The sequence below is a fragment of the Desulfosporosinus orientis DSM 765 genome, assembly GCF_000235605.1.
GTDB lineage: Bacteria > Bacillota > Desulfitobacteriia > Desulfitobacteriales > Desulfitobacteriaceae > Desulfosporosinus > Desulfosporosinus orientis.
Genome location: NC_016584.1, coordinates 2,368,017 through 2,385,513, shown reverse-complemented (window position 1 = coordinate 2,385,513; position 17,497 = coordinate 2,368,017). Strand labels below are relative to the sequence as shown.

The following is a 17,497-nucleotide window of genomic DNA, read 5'->3' as shown; positions in this document are numbered from 1 at the left end:
CATTTCTGTTCTTTATTAATCTCAGCCAAGGATGTTTCAGGATTCTTTTCAGACTCTGCCCCGGGTTACCGCCAGGTTGTGCAGTGATTCAGTCACTTCCTTCAGATCCGTATCTTCCTCAAGCTGCCATTTCCAATTGCCATGGACTTTGCCGGGGACATTCATCCGCGCCTCTTCCCCCAGGCCTAAAATATCCTGCATGGGAACGATAACCCAGGCTGCCTGGCTGGAGTAGAGCTCCTCGATAACCTGATAACAAGCCTGCCCCTTATCCCCCGCCGGCGGCACCGTGCCCGGCTGCAAGCCGCTGTACCAGCCCAGCAGGGTATTGTTGTCATGGGTTCCTGTGTAATACACCAGATTCCAATCCTCATCCTCAGACATCTCTGCCAAAGGACTGAACTGCAGGACTTTAACCCCCGGCAGGCCGAAGATGTGTTTTAAAGTCCGGACTTCCGGCGTAATAATTCCTAAATCTTCTACTATAAAAGGACACTGGCCGAATGCAGCTATTAAGCTGGCCAGGAAATCTTTCCCCGGGCCTTTCATCCACCTGCCCTTTTCCGCCGTTTCCTCACCCGCCTCTACTTCCCAAAAGGCTTCAAAGCCGCGAAAATGATCCAAGCGCAGGTAGTCAAACTGTTTTAAGCCGAACTTAAGGCGCATTTTCCACCAGGCATAGTCCGTTTTCTTTAACTCATCCCAATCATAGACCGGGTTGCCCCATAACTGACCGGTTTTGCTGAAATAATCGGGAGGTACTCCGGCAATTTTGGCGGCTCTCCCCCCTGTACTCAGTTTGAACAAATTTCGATTTACCCAAACATCACAGCTGTCCTCTGCGACAAAATGAGGCAAATCCCCAATCATGCGGACTCCTTTCCCTGCCGCGTATTCTTTCAGCAAATCCCATTCATAAAAGAAAGTATACTGCAAAAAGGTGATAAAGTCTCTCTCTTCCTGCAGGAGAGAGGTGTATTTAGCTAAGGCCTCAGGCTCCCGGCGAGCAATCCCAGCTTCCCAGGCATACCAGGGAGCTTCGTCAAAGTGAGCCTTGAGAGCCCGGAAAAGGCTGAAGTCTTCCAGCCAGGCCTTGTTCTCTCTTTGAAACTCACCATAATTCTCCGGGGATAAATACTTGGAATCCGTTGTCTGGGACAAGGGATTGGGAACTAATTTCAGTCTTTGCCGGAATTCCAGGTAGGCCTCATGGAGCAAATTATTCTTCAGTTCTTGAAAAGCCTGCTTCAAGAGGCTTTCCCTTAAACCCAGGCTCTTTAACTGCCGGTATTTTTCCTGGGTCTTTCGTAAATCCAATAGTCCCTCATAGATTAAATGATCCAAACTAATAAACATGGTATTCCCGGCAAAGACAGACGCACTTTGATAGGGACACCCTCCTGCTCCCGACGGATTCAAAGGGAGTACCTGCCACAAGGATTGACCGGCTGCTCCTAAGAAATCTATGAAATCATAAGCTTCCTTGCCTAAGTCCCCCAGTCCCCAGGAGGAAGGCAAGGAACTGATATGCAGCAATATTCCGCAGGAACGGTTAAGCCGCAGCTGATGAGGCTGGGTTTTCATAGTCAGCAAGGCCTTGGCAGACAGAGCCGGAACAGACAAAGCAGCCAGCTCTTCCGGGGAAAGCTTTTCCCCGGTAAGCAGATCCACCACTAACTCAGGGGAATCCATTCCTGCCTCAAATTTCACGGTTTTGCTCTCCCCTTGATGCCGGTTGACCAGTACCGTCAGGGTTTCCTCAGTGCCGGCCCGGGAGAAGCCAAAAACATCAGCATCGCAAAAGAAGGGCTGAAAATCCCCGGTTTGCAGCAGGTCATATTCCCTGCGCATCCGCAAAATCCGCTGGTACCACTGGAGGATTTCTTGATTCTCCCGGCCCCAGGGATAGGTGCCCCGGTTATAAGGATCTGCATAGCCCTCGAGGCCAACTTCATCTCCGTAATAAATACAAGGCACTCCCGGCCATGCCACCTGAATCAAGCTTAAAAGCCTGAGTCTTTGTATCCCCAGATCCCGGGCATCCCCAGCAAGCCTGAACCGTCTCTGCTCCGCAGAGGTCAAGGTCTGTTCCGGAGGAGCTTCTCCTAAGAGAGTCAAAATACGCCTGGTATCATGGCTGCCCAGTAAATTCATCGCCCCATAGAAGTTTTCCCGGGGATAATTCTCAAAGATACTCATCATTTCCCGCCAAAGAGTCCCGGCATCCGTCTGGTTGAGGATAAAGCCCAGGAAGCTTGCCCGGAAAGGATAGTTCATGACGGCATCCAGTTCCTCTCCCCCGAAATAGCGGCGGCGCTGGCCATAACTCACCTTGTTGGAGGCGTCTTCCCACACTTCCCCAATTAAAACCGCCTCTGAATTCACCTGCTTCAGGGCTTGCCTCAGCTCTTTAATAAACTCATCAGGCAACTCATCCGCCACATCTAATCTCCAGCCGGCGGCTCCCAGGTTCAGCCACTGCTGAACCACACTGTTTTCGCCGCCGTAAATAAAATTCCGGTAAGAAGGAGTCATTTCTTCAACTTCCGGCAGGGAATCCACACCCCACCATCCTGCATACTCCTGACCGGATTTAAACTTATACCAGGAATAATAAGGAGAATCTGGCGACTGGAAAGCCCCCAGCTCCGGATAATTGTTATATTTATTGAAGTAAATACTATCCGCCCCCGTATGGCTGAAAACACCGTCCAGGATGATTGAAATCCCATACTCCTTAGCAGCGGCAGTTAACTTGGCAAAGGTCCTTTCGTCTCCATACCTGGGATCGATTTTCAAATAATCCGCCGTATCATACTTATGATTGCTGGCCGCCTCAAAGATAGGATTCAGGTAAAGAATACTGACTCCTAATTCCTCAAAATAAGGCAGCTTATCGATAATTCCCTGCAAAGTACCTCCGAAAAAGTCCCAATCCGTCACCCTGCCCTGCTCGTCCTTAATATAAACAGGATCATCATACCAGTTGGCATGGAGCAAAGCATTAGGCCTCGAATCATCTAAGAAACCTTTATCTAAATGCTTAAAAAAGCGATCCACAAAGATTTGATACATAATTCCCCGCCGGTACCAGCGGGGAACCTCCGCCGGCTTAGAAACCGTAATCTGATAAGCAAGAGGCACCTCTTTCCCCAGACAGCCCTCTCCCCCCAGCTTATCCCGGTTATTGCCATAATAATAAGTCCCGGACTCTGTATTAATCACAAAATAATACCAAACAAGCCCCGTGCCATCCATAACTTCCAGCTCTGTTTCATAAAAACAGCCAGACTCCCCAGCGCCCTCAGACTCCAACTCCAACTCTGTCTCTAACTCCAGCCCCTCACTGATCCGGCTCATAGGAACAGACCTTTCCCAATCCTCCTCCCGCAGGTGCAGAAAGCAGCCTTGAATAGGCACAGAGGAACTGATCTGGAAACGAAATCGTATTCTCTCCCCGCAATGAACCGCACCAAAAGGTTTGCGATAATACAAATCATGAGAATTATGATAGGCTTTCAATTCCATACTCTTTCACCATTTCCTTACCGTTAATCACTTAATCAACCTCCAGCAGCCTCCGATAAATCCCCATATACTCCCCCGCCGACCGATTCCAACTAAAATCTCTATTCATCGCCTCTTGCCGAATTCCTGCCCATACCGGCTTATTATTTTTATAAATCTCCAACGCCCGCTGAACCGTAAACAGCAGCTCATGAGCATTATAATTAGCAAAACTAAAACCGTTCCCAGTCCCGGTATACTTATTATAGGGAACCACCGTATCTTTCAGGCCCCCCGTCTCCCGGACGATAGGCACAGAACCATAGCGCATGGCAATCATCTGGGCGATACCGCAGGGCTCAAATTTGGAAGGCATCAAAAACATATCCGTCCCAGCATAGATCTGATGGGCCAGAACTTCGGAAAACTCCAGCCTTACCGCCAGTTTATCCGGGTATTCAGCAGCGAATGATTCCAGCATTTCCTCATAGCGTTGATCCCCGGTGCCGAGGATCACCATCTCCAGGTCTAATTCCAAGAGTTGTTCCATAACGTGAGCCAAGAGGTCAAAGCCTTTCTGATCCACCAGCCGGCTGACCATGCCCAGCAACCCTTTCTCAGGGTCCTCAGGAAGTCCCATCCTCCTTTGCAAATGTCTTTTGCATATTTCTTTTGTCAGCCCTTCCCTCTGCTCTGAATTCATCAGCAAAGGATCACGCCAGGGATCATAAATCCTATAATCAATGCCGTTGAGTATTCCGCAGAGTTGGTCCCGTTTTTTCCTTAACAAGCCGTCCATGCCTTCTCCGAAATAAGGGTCCTGGATTTCCTGAGCATAGGTGGGACTCACCGTCGTGATCTGATCGGCGTAAAGCAGCCCGCCTTTCATAAAATTCACCGAGCCGTGATATTCCAAGCCGTTTTCCTGATAATACTCCATCCCCAGTCCCACCACATCACTTAAGACTTCCTTGGGGAAGATCCCCTGGTATTTCAGGTTATGTATGGTAAAAACCGTCTTAATAGGATAGTATAACGGTCCTCGGGAATAAAATTCTTTCAGCATCAAAGGAATTAGGGCGGTATGCCAATCATGGCAGTGCAGAATATCCGGCTTGAAGCCCGGGATATGAATCAGGCTTTCCAGAGCCGCCCGGGAAAAAAAGGCAAACCTCTCCGCATCATCGTATTCTCCATACACATTGGGCCGGTCAAAATAGTACTCATTGTCGATAAAATAATAAGGAACCCCATGATAAATCTCTTCAAATAAGCCGCAGTACTGTTTCCGCCAGGCAACGGAAACATCAAATTGGGCCAAAAGCTTAAACTCTCTTTGCAGCTCCTGGGGGATGGTGCCATACTTGGGCATGATCACCCTGACGTCCACCCCCTGTTGATGCAGGTAAGCCGGCAGGGAGCCCGCAACTTCCCCTAACCCGCCTGTTTTAGCAAAAGGACATGCTTCCGCAGTCACAAAAACCAGTTTCATAGTCTCACACCTTTCCTGATCCCTCAGACTTCGTCTTTGTCCAGGGAGCTCTTTAGATCACCGTCTTTTTGAGGACAACCAAAGGATGGCTCTTGCTTCCTTGTAAACTATTATCCCTGTGAACCCGGACAGATTTATCAAGAATGGCATAGTTGGTTTGAGCATTGGCATGGATATGACATTGGGGCATCAGAATGCTGTTTTGAACCCTGCAGCCTTCTTCCAGCACTACCCCGCGAAAGACGATAGAGTTGATAACTTCCCCGGCAATGATGCAGCCGCTGGCTATTAAGGAGTTTCTGACCTGGGCCTGTTCAGCGTATTTTGTGGGCGGGTTATCCACGATTTTCGTATGAGTACGGTCAACCCCCAGCCAGAGCTGTTCCCGGACAGATGACTGGAGAAGATCCATGGAACGCTCAAAATAATCCTTAATGGTGCAGATGGTTCCTATTAAGGAATTGGTTTCCTTGGCAAAGACCTTAAGGCTACCCAGGTTCATGGTAATGATAGCCATTAAATCAATACAGCCTCCGGAACTGTAGCGCTGAATCATCTCTAGTAAAAGCTCCCGGCGAATCACTAGAATACCGGCAAATTCAGGGATTTCCCCATCGTCCTCCTCCGGTAAATAGAAGTCTGAAATGGCGGCCAGTCTTTGCTCCTCACCCAGCCTCAGAACCAGCTTGTTCTTAAGACAGCAGCCGGGATAAGGATTGGTCTTGTAAAGCAAGGTTATATCCGCTTGCTTTTCATTATGGAATTCCAAGGTCTCTTTAAAATTAAGATTATAAATTTTATCCCCGCTACTTATGACGACATTTTTGACGTATTCCTTCTCCAGGAACTCACAATTATTTTCTAAATCCTTAATGCAGAAGAGATGATTGCTTCCTGCTAAGCCATGCATGACTCCGGGCAGGATGAATAAGCCGCCGTCTTTTCGTTCAAGAAACCAGTCTTTGCCAGCACCCAAATGATCCAGCAAGGGCCGGTATTGATGAGGGGTTACTAAGCCGATGGTTCGAATTCCTGAATTGACCATGCTGGAAAGGGCAAAATCAAGAATCCGGTACCTCCCTCCAAAGGGCACGGCAGCCACAGGTCTTTCTGCCGCCAGTCCCTGCAAATTATCCGAGCCGCTATTCGCAAAGATAATTCCAATGGCATTGGACATAGACTTCCTCCTCTCAACTCGTCCGGTTTCGATAAATATGCTTGCCGGACTCAACAACGGTTCCCGGCCCCATCAAATGATAGTCCTCGATTACCGTTATCCCATGCTGGCCCGGCGCTGCCTGTCTTTCAGCCCCAATCACACATTGGCCCATTATTTCTGCACTTTCGCCGATAATGGCCCCTTTAATTCTGCTGCCATTGTGAATTTTGGCGTAAGGCAAAATAATGGAATCCTCGATCTCTGCTCCTTCTCCTACATAAACCCCCGGGGCCAGGATGGAATGCCTCACTCTGCCCTGGACACTACAGCCATTGCAAATCAAGCTGTTTTGAATGTCTGCCTGAGAACCCATAAAGTGGGGGGGCAGAATATCTTCATTGGAAAGAATCTTATAGTGGGGATCAAAGATGCGCAGGAAATGCCCTTCTTGTAAGGATTCCATATTGGCCTGGTAGTAACTTTCAATAGTCCCCACATCCCGCCAATAGCCGCTGAACCGGTAGGCAAAAACCCGCTTTCCCTCCTTCATCTGCTGGGGAATAATATTTTTGCCGAAGTCATTTTGGGAAGACGTATCGTTCGTATCCTCGATTAAGGCTTGCTTTAAAGCAGAAGTGTTAAAGATATAAACCCCCATGGAGGCCAGATTGCTGTCCGGATGCCCGGGCTTTTCCGTGAATTTGGTTATCCGGGCATTATTATCAACAGTGAGAATCCCAAATCTCGATGCTTCTTCCCAGGGCACTTCAATGGCTGCCAAGGTTATTTCAGCGCCTTTTTCTTTATGAAACTTTAACATCTGGGTATAGTCCATTTGATAGACATGGTCGCCGGAAAGGATGATCACATACTCAGGAGCGTAGTATTCGATAAACTCGTAATTCTGGTAAACTGCATTCGCCGTTCCTTTATACCAGCTTCCTTCACTCTCCCCCAGAAAGGGCGGCAAAATATGCACCCCGCCAAAAGGATTATCCAAATCCCAGGCCGACCCCAAACCGATATAAGAATTAAGCAGAAAGGGCTTATATTGAATTAAGACACCAACGGTATTGATGTTGGAATTGGCACAATTGCTTAGGGTGAAATCGATAATCCGATATTTGCCGCAGAATGATACCGCCGGTTTAGCGCGATTGCGGGTTAGGCCGCCCAGCCTGCTTCCTTGTCCACCTGCCAAAAGCATAGCAATGCATTCCTGTTTTTTCATGCTTTTCCCCTCCCTCTCAGATACCGGGGTTTTGTCGCTGAAAACGTTAAATGATGGTTTTGCTGTGTGTGGTTCGATAATGAACCTTCCATATCCAGTCGGCATACTCTCGAATCGTCCGGTCGCTGGAAAAAAAGCCTGAGTTGGCGATATTAAGGAGGGAGATTTTGTTCCACTCCTGAGGGTGACCGTAGAGCTCTTGCATCTCTCCGTACTTTGCCAGGTAAGCCGGAAAATCTTTCAAAATAAAGAATTCATCATGATAGATCATCAGGGAATCGTATAACATCCGGAATTCTTCCCCGGCATCCTCAAAAAAACTGCCCTTCAAATGATCCACGCAAATTTTCAGATCCGGGTTGCTGTGATATTCATCCCAAGGCTTATAGCCGCCGGAATGGGTGTAGGTCAATGCTTCTTCCGCCGTCAGCCCAAAGATGAAAATATTCTCCTCCCCCACTGCCTCCCGGATTTCCACGTTGGCCCCGTCCAAGGTTCCTAAGGTCAGAGCACCGTTCAGCATAAACTTCATGTTTCCCGTTCCCGAAGCTTCTTTGCCGGCGGTGGAGATTTGCTCGCTGATATCAGCGGCGGGATAGATTAATTCCCCTTGAGAAACGTTAAAATTTTCTATAAAAATCACTTTCAGTTTGGAGCTGATGGCCGGATTTTGGGCAATCTTTTTACTTAAGCAATGAATCAGTTTAATGACGGTTTTGGCATAATGATAGCCCGGTGCGGCTTTGCCGCCGAAAATAAAGGTCTGGGAGCCGGTTAAGCTCTCCGGGTCCCTTAAAGCGAGGTTGTATAAGTGCATAATCTTTAAGACATTCAGCAGCTGCCGCTTGTAGGCGTGAATCCGCTTAACCTGAACATCAAAAATGGAAGAGGGGTCCAGGATCAGGCCGTATTTTTTCTGCAGACTTGCCGCTAAACGGCATTTGTTGTCATACTTCACTTTCCCCAGGCATTCTAAAAAACCGGGATCTTCCTTCAACACATGAAGCTTTTTTAGCTCTCCCGCATCTTCCTGCCAGTTAGGCCCGATGGCCTCAGTGATAAGCCGGGCTAAACCCGGGTTGGCTGCCAGGAGAAAGCGCCTGTGGTTGACGCCATTGGTTTTATTATTGAATTTATAGCCGAAGACCCGGTAAAAATCTTTAAACACATCACCCTTAAGAATTTTGGTATGGAGATGGGCCACTCCGTTGACGGATGAACTGCCGATAATGGCCAGGTTAGTCATCCACACATAGCCGTCTTTGAAGATATGGGTGTTTTGAATCACCTCTTCATCATCCATGAAGCGAGCCTTCAAATCCTCTTTGAACCTGCAGTCAATTTCCTCAATAATCATAAAGATCCTGGGCAGAAGATTTTTGAGCATATCCACAGGCCATTTTTCCATGGCTTCAGGCATCACCGTATGATTAGTAAAAGACATGGTATTGACGGTGATATTCCAGGCCTCATCCCAGCCCAAGCCTTCCTCGTCTATTAAAATGCGCATGAGTTCCGGGATGCAGAGCACGGGATGAGTATCATTAATATGAACGGCTACCCGCCTGGGAAAATCGGGAAAGGCACGCCGGCCATAGCGTTTCTTATAGCTTCTGACAATGGTTCCCAAGCCTGCAGCCACAAAAAAGTATTCTTGCTTCAATCTCAGCTCCCGTCCCGCCCGGCTGCTGTCATCGGGATAGAGGATATAGGAAATGGCTTCCACTTCCGACTTAAAGCCGGTAGCCTGTTTAAACTCACCCCGGTTAAAACTGGCCAAATCCAGTTCACTGGCTACGGTCTCTGCGCTCCAGAGCCTTAAATTGTTGATATACCTGGGATTGTCATAGCTGATAACCGGGACATCGTAGGGAACGGCTAAGACCGGCTCATAATCTTCATGGATAAAAACAAGCCGTCCCTCCTGGATTTCGCTTCTGACCCTGCCTTTAAACTTCACTGTCACTGCCTTGTGGGCCTTACGTGTTTCCCAGGGGTAGCCGTTTTTCAGCCAGTTGTCCGCTGCCTCAACTTGATTCCCGGCCACAATCTTCTGTTCAAAGAGCCCGTACCGGTAGCGGATCCCATTGCCGTGCCCGTCAATGCCGAGAAAGGCCAGGGAATCCAGAAAGCAAGCGGCCAGCCGGCCTAGCCCTCCATTGCCCAGCCCGGGATCTACTTCTTGTTCCAGGAGCTCTTCCAGGTTTATGCCTAACTCAAAAAGGCCTTCTTTAACGATTTTTTCAATCTTAAAATTCACTAAATAATTGTATAAAAGCTTGCCGATTAAAAACTCCATGGAAAAATAGTAGACTTGTTTTCCCGGGGACCAGGAATTCTTGTTAACAGCCCGGTAATAACTTATTTTATCTTTGAGCAGCATCACTAAAGCCACGAATTTATCCCAGGTAGTCGCTTCGTCGGCAGTAATTCCTTCACCCTCAATTAATTTTTTCAGATAGGCCTCCTTAAAAGCTTCTGTATCCATAAACATCATTTATTCCTCCAATACTTTAGTATTCAAAATCGGCTTTAATATAACTATTGCTAATGAAGGAACATGAATAACCAGGGAATTTTTTTGGCCATGCCAGGGTTTGTTTTCCGCCCTGAGCAAACCCTGGTTGAGATAATTCTCCCCGCCGTATTTTTCCTGATCAGAGTTCAGTAGTTCTTCGTACACCCCTGGGCGGGGTACCCCAATGCGGAAATTCTCATAGCTTTGCGGCTGAAAATTACAGAGGATAACCAGTTCATCCTGGGGCTGACTGCCCCGGCGGGAGAAAACCAGAATACTTTGCTGCCAATTATGGACGTCAATCCAGGCAAAGCCCGACCAGTCCTGATCATTTTGCCAAAAGGCCTTTTCCTTTCGATACAGGTGGTTCAGATCACACACATATTCTTGCAGCCGACGGTGCATTTCATAGTCCAGCAAGAACCAATCCAGGGGGCGCTCTTCATTCCACTCGATGAACTGAGCCAGCTCACCACCCATAAAGAGGAGTTTCTTGCCGGGATGGCTCAGCCAATAGCCGTAGAGGCACCTTAAACCGGCAAATTTTTGCCCATAGTCCCCCGGCAGGCGATTAATTAAGGACTTTTTGCCATGAACCACCTCGTCATGAGACAAAGGCAGGATAAACTGCTCCGAGTAAGCATAGGTCATGGAAAAGGTCAGCAGGTTATGAAACTCGCTCCGCTGGGAAAAATCCGAGCTGACATAGCGCAGGGTATCGTTCATCCAGCCCATGTTCCACTTGAAATCATAGCCCAGCCCCCTTTGACACCCCGGGCCTTCCTCCTCCCGGCCGGATGTTACATGGGGCCAATCCGTAGATTCCTCGGCAATCATCAGAACATCGGGAAAATACCGGTGGATTACTTCATTTAATTTCTTCATAAAGGATACGGCTTCGCGATTTTCTCTGCCTCCATCCCTATTGGCCTGGGACTTGCGATTAGCTCGTTCATGACCGGCATAAAGCATATTGCTTACTCCGTCCACCCGCAGCCCGTCCACGTGGAATTCTTCCAACCAGAAGACGGCATTAGAGATGAGAAAGCTCCAAACCTCGGTTTTCTCGAAGTTAAAGTTATAAGTGCCCCACTGTTGGTTTTCATCCCTTTCATAGAGAAAGTCACCGTTGAATCTCCCCAGTCCATGAGCGTCTTTGCAAAAATGCCCCGGCACCCAGTCTAAAATTACGCCAATGCCGGCTCGATGACACTGATTGACAAAAGCCATAAATCCCTGAGGACTGCCGAAGCGGCTGGTACAGGCATAATACCCCGTTGCCTGGTACCCCCAGGAACCATCGAAAGGGTGCTCCATAATGGGCATTAATTCAATATGGGTATACCCCATTTGCACTACATAGCTGATGAGCTCTCTCCCCAAATCCGGCCATTGATAATAGCTCCCGTCCGCTCTTTTTCGCCATGAGCCAGGATGAACCTCATAGATTAAAAGAGGAGCTTTCCTGATGTCCGTTGTTTTTCGTCTCTCCAGCCACTCCTGATCCTGCCAGGAAAAACCCGCCAGGGTCCAAACCCTTGAAGCTGTGGCCGGCCTTAATTCCGAACAAAAGGCAAAGGGGTCTGCTTTCAGGAACACTTGCCCCTTCTTGGTATGGATTTCGTATTTATATAATTGCCCTTCTAAATTTTCAGGTACAAAAAGGGTCCATATCCCGCTGCTCCCTATCTCTTCAAGCATGAAATCCCTGTCTGAACGCCAGTGATTCCATTCCCCCACCAGAAAAACCTTAAGAGCATCCGGGACCCAAACCGCAAAATGGGTACCCTGAATTCCGTGACCTCCTATTCTATGAGCCCCCATCCTTAAATAGCTGTGGTATAATTCTCCACGGTTAAAAAGGTAAACTTCTTCAAGGGTTAGCCAGTGATACTTGCTCATGGTTTTTTGCTCCCTCATTTCTGGGGCTATTCTCTATAGCTACTATTCTCGAAAGAGAGGCGTTTACCTGTTAATAAATGGCAAATATTTACTGACAGTTTTCGTGAATTTTCGTCCGAGTCGGGCGGCTTCAGGTTCAACACAAAAATAGATGATCTGATATAAATATTTAAGCCGCAAAAGGAAGAAGATAATGACATCTCAACTGGATTTCTTCTTCCTTTTGCGTTCGAGATTTGCATCTGACTAATTAAATTTTAATTATTTAGTATTGTTAATGCTGTCTTATTACATAATAAAAACATCAGTAAACCGGAGGTAAGAATTTATGTCTGACCTACAACAAGTAAATCCAAATGTTTCTGAGCAAATGCCCATTGGGGCTATCCAACATAATTTATCAAATATTAAACAAACTGTTGCTGAAATTAGCCATCTTTGGTCAACCTACATAGCTGAAAGTATGGCATGTGCAATTCAAAAACATATGGTTGCACATACAACAGACCCTGATTTCCATCAAGTAATGCAAGCAGCGTTAGATTTGTCAACTAAAAATATTCAACTAATAAAGAATCTGTTCAATCTAATACAACATCCTATTCCAGATGCTTTTGGCGAAAAAGATGTTAATTCAAATACTCCAAAATTGTTTGATGATAAATTCGTAGTTAGATACACGAGGCTGATGACAAAATTTATTTTACAAAATCACGTTTTAGCTTTTAGTGAGTGTACACGTTCCGATTTCCGACAGTTATTCTACGGATTTATTGATGATTCGAGGGATATTATCCAAAAAGCTGATGACGTTCTTCTGGCAAAAGGGGTATTCCCAGCATCCCCTAACATTGTGACCCCTGAAAGAGTAGAAAATATTCATGACAAGAATTATTACGGTTCATTTTTGGGAAGTGAAAGACCATTGAATGCTCTGGAGATTGCCAATATTTTTGCTGTCTTAGATTTTAAAATGGCAATCAGAGCTTTAATGTTAGGATTCGCTCAAGTCGTTAAGTCAGATGAAATTCGAAAACATCTAAATAAAGGATTACAAATTGGTGATAAACAAATGAAAACACTCCGTTCCATCTTAGAGAATAACGGTTTACCTGGACCAGAGCTTGTGGATTATCAAGTTACGGATTCTAAAGAGTCGCCATTTAGTGATAGGTTAATTTTGTACCATACAACAGCGGTTAATAGTTATATTCAAACCGGTTATGCTATTGGGCTATCGAGGATTATGAGAAAAGACATAATTGCGGCGTATAGTAAGTTTATGGCTGAAATCCTGGCTTACAGTAAGGATGGAGCAGATTTGCTGATTGAATATGGGTGGTTAATAAAAACACCAGAAACTGCTGACCGCCATGAATTAACACACTAAATTTACGATTGACTATTAAGGCCTGGGAAAAAACAAGCGTACTCATTCACTTTGACCGTGATAAAGTACGCTTGTTTTTTCTGCTGTTAATTTCTAGGGATTGAGTCAAGGAAATATATAGCGGATGCCTGCACCTAAAATTTTAAATTTGGTCTGTAACATTCTCTCCCTCTCATACGTATTAAAAGTAATGATAAAGATATAGCCCCTAAACAAGTCTTAGCAGGCTGAAACTATTTTGATTAAGAGGAGAGAACACACTATGTCGAAGCGCTTATATCGCTCCAGCGTTGATAAACAGCTTGGAGGTGTCTGTGGCGGAATTGCTGAGTACTTAGACCTGGATCCCAGTCTTGTGCGGATTGCCGCAATTCTTTTAATGTTTGTCGGAGGCACGGGATTTCTGGCCTACCTCGTGGCCTGGTTCGTCATACCGCGGGACGTTTAATTAGTCTCTCTGTTTTGGAGCCAATTAATAAGGTAGGTTAATACCTCTTCTTTTTCAGGTTCATTATGCAGTTCATGAAAAAGCCCTGGCCAAAGTTTAAAGGTGCAATCCTTGGCAACCTGAAAAGCAAATTGCTGAGTAGCTTCAGGGGATGTAATCCCGTCGCTGCCGCCGTGCATAAGCAATAAGGGCATCCCGAACCCTTCAGCATTGGCCATTGCCCAATTTGCGGCTTTATCTATTTCCATCAATAAGCTGAGAGATATCCGATTATGAACCAGAGGATCCTCTTGGTAAGCCTTGACTACCTTTTGGTCATGGCAAAGAGCCTTCACATCCAGTCCGTTGGGTATGGAGAGAGTTGGCCACAGTTTAGCGAGAAACCTCAGTAAGATTTTTACAAACCCGGGAGGTTCCTTAGCTAACCATAACCAAGGGCTGGTGGCAATGCCCCCGGCTAAGGGAGGCTGCCGGCGCAGGACGTAATTCAGTACTAAATTGCCCCCCATGCTGTGCCCGTATAAAAAAGCCGGTAAGTTCGGAAAACGCTTGCCGGCTTCTTTTATGAAACCGTCCAAGTCTGCCAATAGAATCTCATAGGCAGATATATGCCCCCGTCTTCCCAAGGATTTTCCATGACCACGCAAATCAAAGGCCAGTAAGCCATATCCTGCCTGGCTGAGTTTTTCTGCCACAAATTCATACCGCCCGCAGTGTTCGCCCAAGCCATGGACCAGCAAGACAACTCCCAAAGGCTTGCTAGCGGGCCGCCATTCTCTCCCATATAATAATTCGCCGCCGTCTGCTGCGAATGCAAATTCCCTGCACGTCATCTTCATCACCTTAGCCCAGGGGCCCTAAGGCTTTTTCAATATCAGCCTGGTTAACCCCTTGATGAGATGCATGCCACACCACCTGACCATTACTTAGGAGCAGGGCTTGCGGTGATTGGTGCTGAACCTTCATACTCTCAGCAACAAAGTTGGAAACCGGCCGTGACTCAATGACCTTAATCATGATTACTTGAATAGCTGCCGTTGTGTCTGCCATGAACTTCTGCACTTCACGCCAGGCCCGGGCACTGATAGGACAAGTGGTACTATGTTTAAAGATCAGAACCTTTCCCTGGCTGGACTCCGCCAGGACGTTTTCCAAGTCCTCTGTGGCTGCAATTTCTCTAAATATCATCCCTTCTCACTCCTTACCCTCTTAGTATAGCCATAATTCCATAAAGTAGAATTACTTTCTGTTTCCATTCATATGCTGCCAACGGCAAAGGATGTTATCGAAAAAGTCCACCACCATAAATAATCCTACGCCCAGTAAGGCCATCATAATGATTCCTGCAAACATTTCATCCGGGGCTGCCCGGCTCCAGGAGTCCATAATGAAATACCCTAACCCTTCGGTAGTGGCAAAGGACTCGGCAAAAAACAAGACCGCAATAGCTGTTCCCATACTTAAACGCAGGGAGGTAAATACATCGGGCAGGCTTGCCGGCAAGAGTACATAACGATAGATTTGAGCCCGGCTGCCCCCCAGGGAACGCAGGGAAGAAATAGTTTCCGCGGGGACCTTGCGTACCGCATCCCGGGTGGTCACTAAGATCTGAAAGAAGACTATAAAGGTTATGAGAAATATTTTTGATACGTCTCCCAACCCCAAGAGCAAAAGAATTAAAGGCAGGAAGACAATTTTAGGTATGGGATAGGTGATATAAACTAAAGGAGCCAGAAAACCGTCAATCCGCTTTTCATAACCCATGACTAAGCCCAGAGGCAGCCCGATGAGCAAGGCGGTCACTGTGGAGATCACAACCCGGTAGGTGCTTACCCAAAGATGCCTGCCCAGATTCCCATCCAATAAGCGGATGGTGGCCGTGATGGCTGCTTTGGGGGTGGGCAATAGAGGGCTGTTTAAGCTCCAAGCGGCATACTGCCAGAGAGCTAACAAAAAAACCGTGGCTCCCAGGTAGCCGAAAAACTTACCCTGCCAGAATCTACTTGCCTTCATCCTGTCCCCCCCTTTCCAGAAGAGAACGGACATAGCTTGTCTTCTCAAAGAATTCAGAGCTCTGACGATAGCCGGGAGTTCCTACCAAAGGATTGAGAATCTCTCCAACTATTTTAGTGGGTCTGCCGTCCAGGAGCACTAAGATCCGGCTGCCCAGAAAAACAGCTTCTTCAATACTATGGGTCACCAATACCGTGGTCAGCTTCTGTTCCTGCCAGATTTCCAAAAGCAGGGTCTGAAGGCGTTCCCGGGTCAGGGCATCCAAGGCAGACAAAGGCTCATCCATCAGCAGCAAATCCGGGTTTAGAGTCAGAGCTCTGGCTAAAGCCACTCTCTGTCTCTGCCCGCCGCTTAATTGACTGGGGAAGTGATGCTTTACTTCCCACAGTCCCATTTTCCGGATCAGCTCTTCAGTCCTTTCCTGGCGGGTTTGCTTCGCCGCATGCCGGACTCTTAAACCCAAACTGACATTTTGTTCAACATTCAGCCAGGGAAAGAGGCCGTATTCCTGTAAAATAAAGGCGGACTTTTGCCGGGTCCCCTTGAACTGCTCTCCCCAAATCCTGATCTCCCCGCCTGTAGGGGAAAGCAGCCCTGATAACAGGTAGAGCAGGGTGCTTTTTCCGCACCCTGAGGGTCCGATGAGAACTAAACTCTCTCCTTGGGCAATGTTTAAACTAAAGTCGTCATACACCTGGACCTGTGACATTCCTTGCTTATAAGTCAAATCACAATGTGAAACTTCAATCACAGGTTATACTCTCCTTCTCTCTGATAGGTTGCAGCAAATTCCGGATTCTTCCATCATCATTGGTTGGGGAGCAGGCTGGGATCTACTAAATCCTGATAACTGTAGGCTTCGCTGATTAAATTTTTAGCCACCATCCATTCCATGACACTCTTGACTTCATCCTCGGTGGGCAGCTGGAGTTGGGAAAAAGTGGGCATTTGATAACTGTCCTTAATATCCGGGGGGATTTGCGCCTTTTCCAAAAACAACTCCCGATACTGGTCAGGGTGACTGGTCAGAGCTTGTCCTGCGGAACCGTAAGCTCGCACAACCGCCTTGATTTCATCAGGGTTTTCCTTAATAACCTGAGTTCTGAATAAGAAAACCGTTTGGGAAATATTCTTGTAGGTATCGTCCTTTAGAAGATGAGCGCCTTTAGCCTGGGCCAGGGAAGCCAGGGGGTCCGGCAGACAGGCGGAGTTGATTTGATCGGAAAGCAGCATATCTAAACGAACAGGCATTTTGGGTATCGCCATTTTCTTCACATCATCCAATTTAATCCCTTGATCCGTCAGCATTTGGTCACTGACATAGTCAATAATGGAATTCTGGGATATGCCCAGGGTTCCGCCTTTTAACTGAGCTAAATCAGTGATGTCTGACTTAGGCGAGGATAAAATGGCGAAGCGCCCTTCCTGAGGCGTGGCCCCCAGGCCAATGGAGGCAATTTTAACATCTGTACCGATTTTCTTTAAGAGGGCAACCGCAACCAGATCGGCCACTTGTCCGTCAATCTGACCGGCTTGCAGGGCGGCATCCCGTTCCATAGCACTGGGAAAGCTGACTAGTTCTACCTGAACGCCCTCTTGAGCGAAAAGGCCGTCTTTTTCCGCCGCATAAAAGGGCAGATTATCTTCAATGGGCAATACTCCAATCTTAATAGTTTTGCCTTGACTCTTCTCCCCTTGATTCTCCGAGGTTTTTTGGGCAGAACAGCCAAAAAGGAAACCCGCTAAACTCAGCGCAACCAAGACAATACTCAACTTGATAAAGACTTTTCTCATCCGACTTCGACACTCCTCATTGTAAATTGCCTTTATTTTAGAG

13 protein-coding genes are annotated in these 17,497 nt (G+C 47.1%); 2 read left to right on the top strand and 11 right to left on the bottom strand.

Annotated elements, in window-relative coordinates:
* Positions 1-48: 48 nt before the first annotated feature.
* From DESOR_RS11095 to glgB, 6 genes are read right to left on the bottom strand one after another with little or no spacing between them, the layout of a single operon-like run.
* A complete protein-coding gene (locus DESOR_RS11095) occupies positions 49-3,528 on the bottom strand; it encodes a bifunctional glycogen debranching protein GlgX/4-alpha-glucanotransferase (RefSeq protein ID WP_014184686.1) in 3,480 nt (1,159 codons plus the stop codon).
* A gap of 31 nt (positions 3,529-3,559) precedes the next feature.
* A complete protein-coding gene (gene glgA / locus DESOR_RS11090) occupies positions 3,560-4,999 on the bottom strand; it encodes a glycogen synthase GlgA (protein ID WP_014184685.1) in 1,440 nt (479 codons plus the stop codon).
* 52 nt (positions 5,000-5,051) lie between these two features.
* A complete protein-coding gene (gene glgD / locus DESOR_RS11085) occupies positions 5,052-6,176 on the bottom strand; it encodes a glucose-1-phosphate adenylyltransferase subunit GlgD (protein WP_014184684.1) in 1,125 nt (374 codons plus the stop codon).
* A gap of 13 nt (positions 6,177-6,189) precedes the next feature.
* On the bottom strand, positions 6,190-7,389 hold the full coding sequence (locus DESOR_RS11080; RefSeq protein ID WP_014184683.1) for a glucose-1-phosphate adenylyltransferase: 1,200 nt from the start codon (positions 7,387-7,389) through the stop codon (positions 6,190-6,192).
* 46 nt (positions 7,390-7,435) lie between these two features.
* Complete coding sequence (locus DESOR_RS11075) at positions 7,436-9,883, bottom strand: glycogen/starch/alpha-glucan phosphorylase (protein ID WP_042332159.1); 2,448 nt, start codon at positions 9,881-9,883, stop codon at positions 7,436-7,438.
* Positions 9,884-9,886: 3 nt separating this feature from the next.
* Positions 9,887-11,809 (bottom strand): 1,4-alpha-glucan branching protein GlgB, encoded by a 1,923-nt coding sequence (gene glgB / locus DESOR_RS11070; protein ID WP_014184681.1) that lies wholly within the window; start codon positions 11,807-11,809, stop codon positions 9,887-9,889.
* A 328-nt stretch (positions 11,810-12,137) separates the two neighbouring features.
* Here glgB and DESOR_RS11065 point away from each other — a divergent pair, with 328 nt between their 5' ends.
* Positions 12,138-13,199, top strand: coding sequence for a DUF3231 family protein (locus DESOR_RS11065; protein WP_014184680.1), 1,062 nt, complete (start codon positions 12,138-12,140; stop codon positions 13,197-13,199).
* A 262-nt stretch (positions 13,200-13,461) separates the two neighbouring features.
* Entirely contained in the window at positions 13,462-13,647 is a 186-nt protein-coding gene (locus tag DESOR_RS11060; RefSeq protein WP_014184679.1) for a PspC domain-containing protein, read from the top strand.
* Here the strand turns inward: DESOR_RS11060 and DESOR_RS11055 are convergent.
* The 5 genes from DESOR_RS11055 to DESOR_RS11035 are packed head-to-tail and all read right to left on the bottom strand — an operon-like array spanning position 13,644 to position 17,454.
* Positions 13,644-14,486 carry an alpha/beta hydrolase gene (locus tag DESOR_RS11055; RefSeq protein ID WP_202946190.1) on the bottom strand — a complete coding sequence of 281 codons (843 nt, stop codon included), beginning with the start codon at positions 14,484-14,486 and terminating at the stop codon, positions 13,644-13,646. The two genes, DESOR_RS11060 and DESOR_RS11055, sit on opposite strands and share 4 nt — an antisense overlap.
* A gap of 4 nt (positions 14,487-14,490) precedes the next feature.
* Entirely contained in the window at positions 14,491-14,835 is a 345-nt protein-coding gene (gene ytxJ, locus DESOR_RS11050; RefSeq protein ID WP_014184677.1) for a bacillithiol system redox-active protein YtxJ, read from the bottom strand.
* 51 nt (positions 14,836-14,886) lie between these two features.
* Entirely contained in the window at positions 14,887-15,660 is a 774-nt protein-coding gene (locus DESOR_RS11045; RefSeq protein WP_014184676.1) for an ABC transporter permease, read from the bottom strand.
* Complete coding sequence (locus tag DESOR_RS11040) at positions 15,647-16,411, bottom strand: ABC transporter ATP-binding protein (RefSeq protein WP_014184675.1); 765 nt, start codon at positions 16,409-16,411, stop codon at positions 15,647-15,649. Before DESOR_RS11040 ends, DESOR_RS11045 begins: the two co-directional genes overlap by 14 nt.
* A 56-nt stretch (positions 16,412-16,467) precedes the next feature.
* Complete coding sequence (locus tag DESOR_RS11035) at positions 16,468-17,454, bottom strand: ABC transporter substrate-binding protein (RefSeq protein WP_014184674.1); 987 nt, start codon at positions 17,452-17,454, stop codon at positions 16,468-16,470.
* Positions 17,455-17,497: the final 43 nt, after the last annotated feature.

Bases quoted from the DNA above. Each gene is read 5' to 3' on its own strand.
- DESOR_RS11095 (WP_014184686.1), bottom strand. From the start codon at position 3,528: ATGGAATTGAAAGCCTATCATAATTCTCATGATTTGTATTATCGCAAA.
- glgA (WP_014184685.1), bottom strand. From the start codon at position 4,999: ATGAAACTGGTTTTTGTGACTGCGGAAGCATGTCCTTTTGCTAAAACA.
- glgD (WP_014184684.1), bottom strand. From the start codon at position 6,176: ATGTCCAATGCCATTGGAATTATCTTTGCGAATAGCGGCTCGGATAAT.
- DESOR_RS11080 (WP_014184683.1), bottom strand. From the start codon at position 7,389: ATGAAAAAACAGGAATGCATTGCTATGCTTTTGGCAGGTGGACAAGGA.
- DESOR_RS11075 (WP_042332159.1), bottom strand. From the start codon at position 9,883: ATGTTTATGGATACAGAAGCTTTTAAGGAGGCCTATCTGAAAAAATTA.
- glgB (WP_014184681.1), bottom strand. From the start codon at position 11,809: ATGAGCAAGTATCACTGGCTAACCCTTGAAGAAGTTTACCTTTTTAAC.
- DESOR_RS11065 (WP_014184680.1), top strand. From the start codon at position 12,138: ATGTCTGACCTACAACAAGTAAATCCAAATGTTTCTGAGCAAATGCCC.
- DESOR_RS11060 (WP_014184679.1), top strand. From the start codon at position 13,462: ATGTCGAAGCGCTTATATCGCTCCAGCGTTGATAAACAGCTTGGAGGT.
- DESOR_RS11055 (WP_202946190.1), bottom strand. From the start codon at position 14,486: ATGAAGATGACGTGCAGGGAATTTGCATTCGCAGCAGACGGCGGCGAA.
- ytxJ (WP_014184677.1), bottom strand. From the start codon at position 14,835: ATGATATTTAGAGAAATTGCAGCCACAGAGGACTTGGAAAACGTCCTG.
- DESOR_RS11045 (WP_014184676.1), bottom strand. From the start codon at position 15,660: ATGAAGGCAAGTAGATTCTGGCAGGGTAAGTTTTTCGGCTACCTGGGA.
- DESOR_RS11035 (WP_014184674.1), bottom strand. From the start codon at position 17,454: ATGAGAAAAGTCTTTATCAAGTTGAGTATTGTCTTGGTTGCGCTGAGT.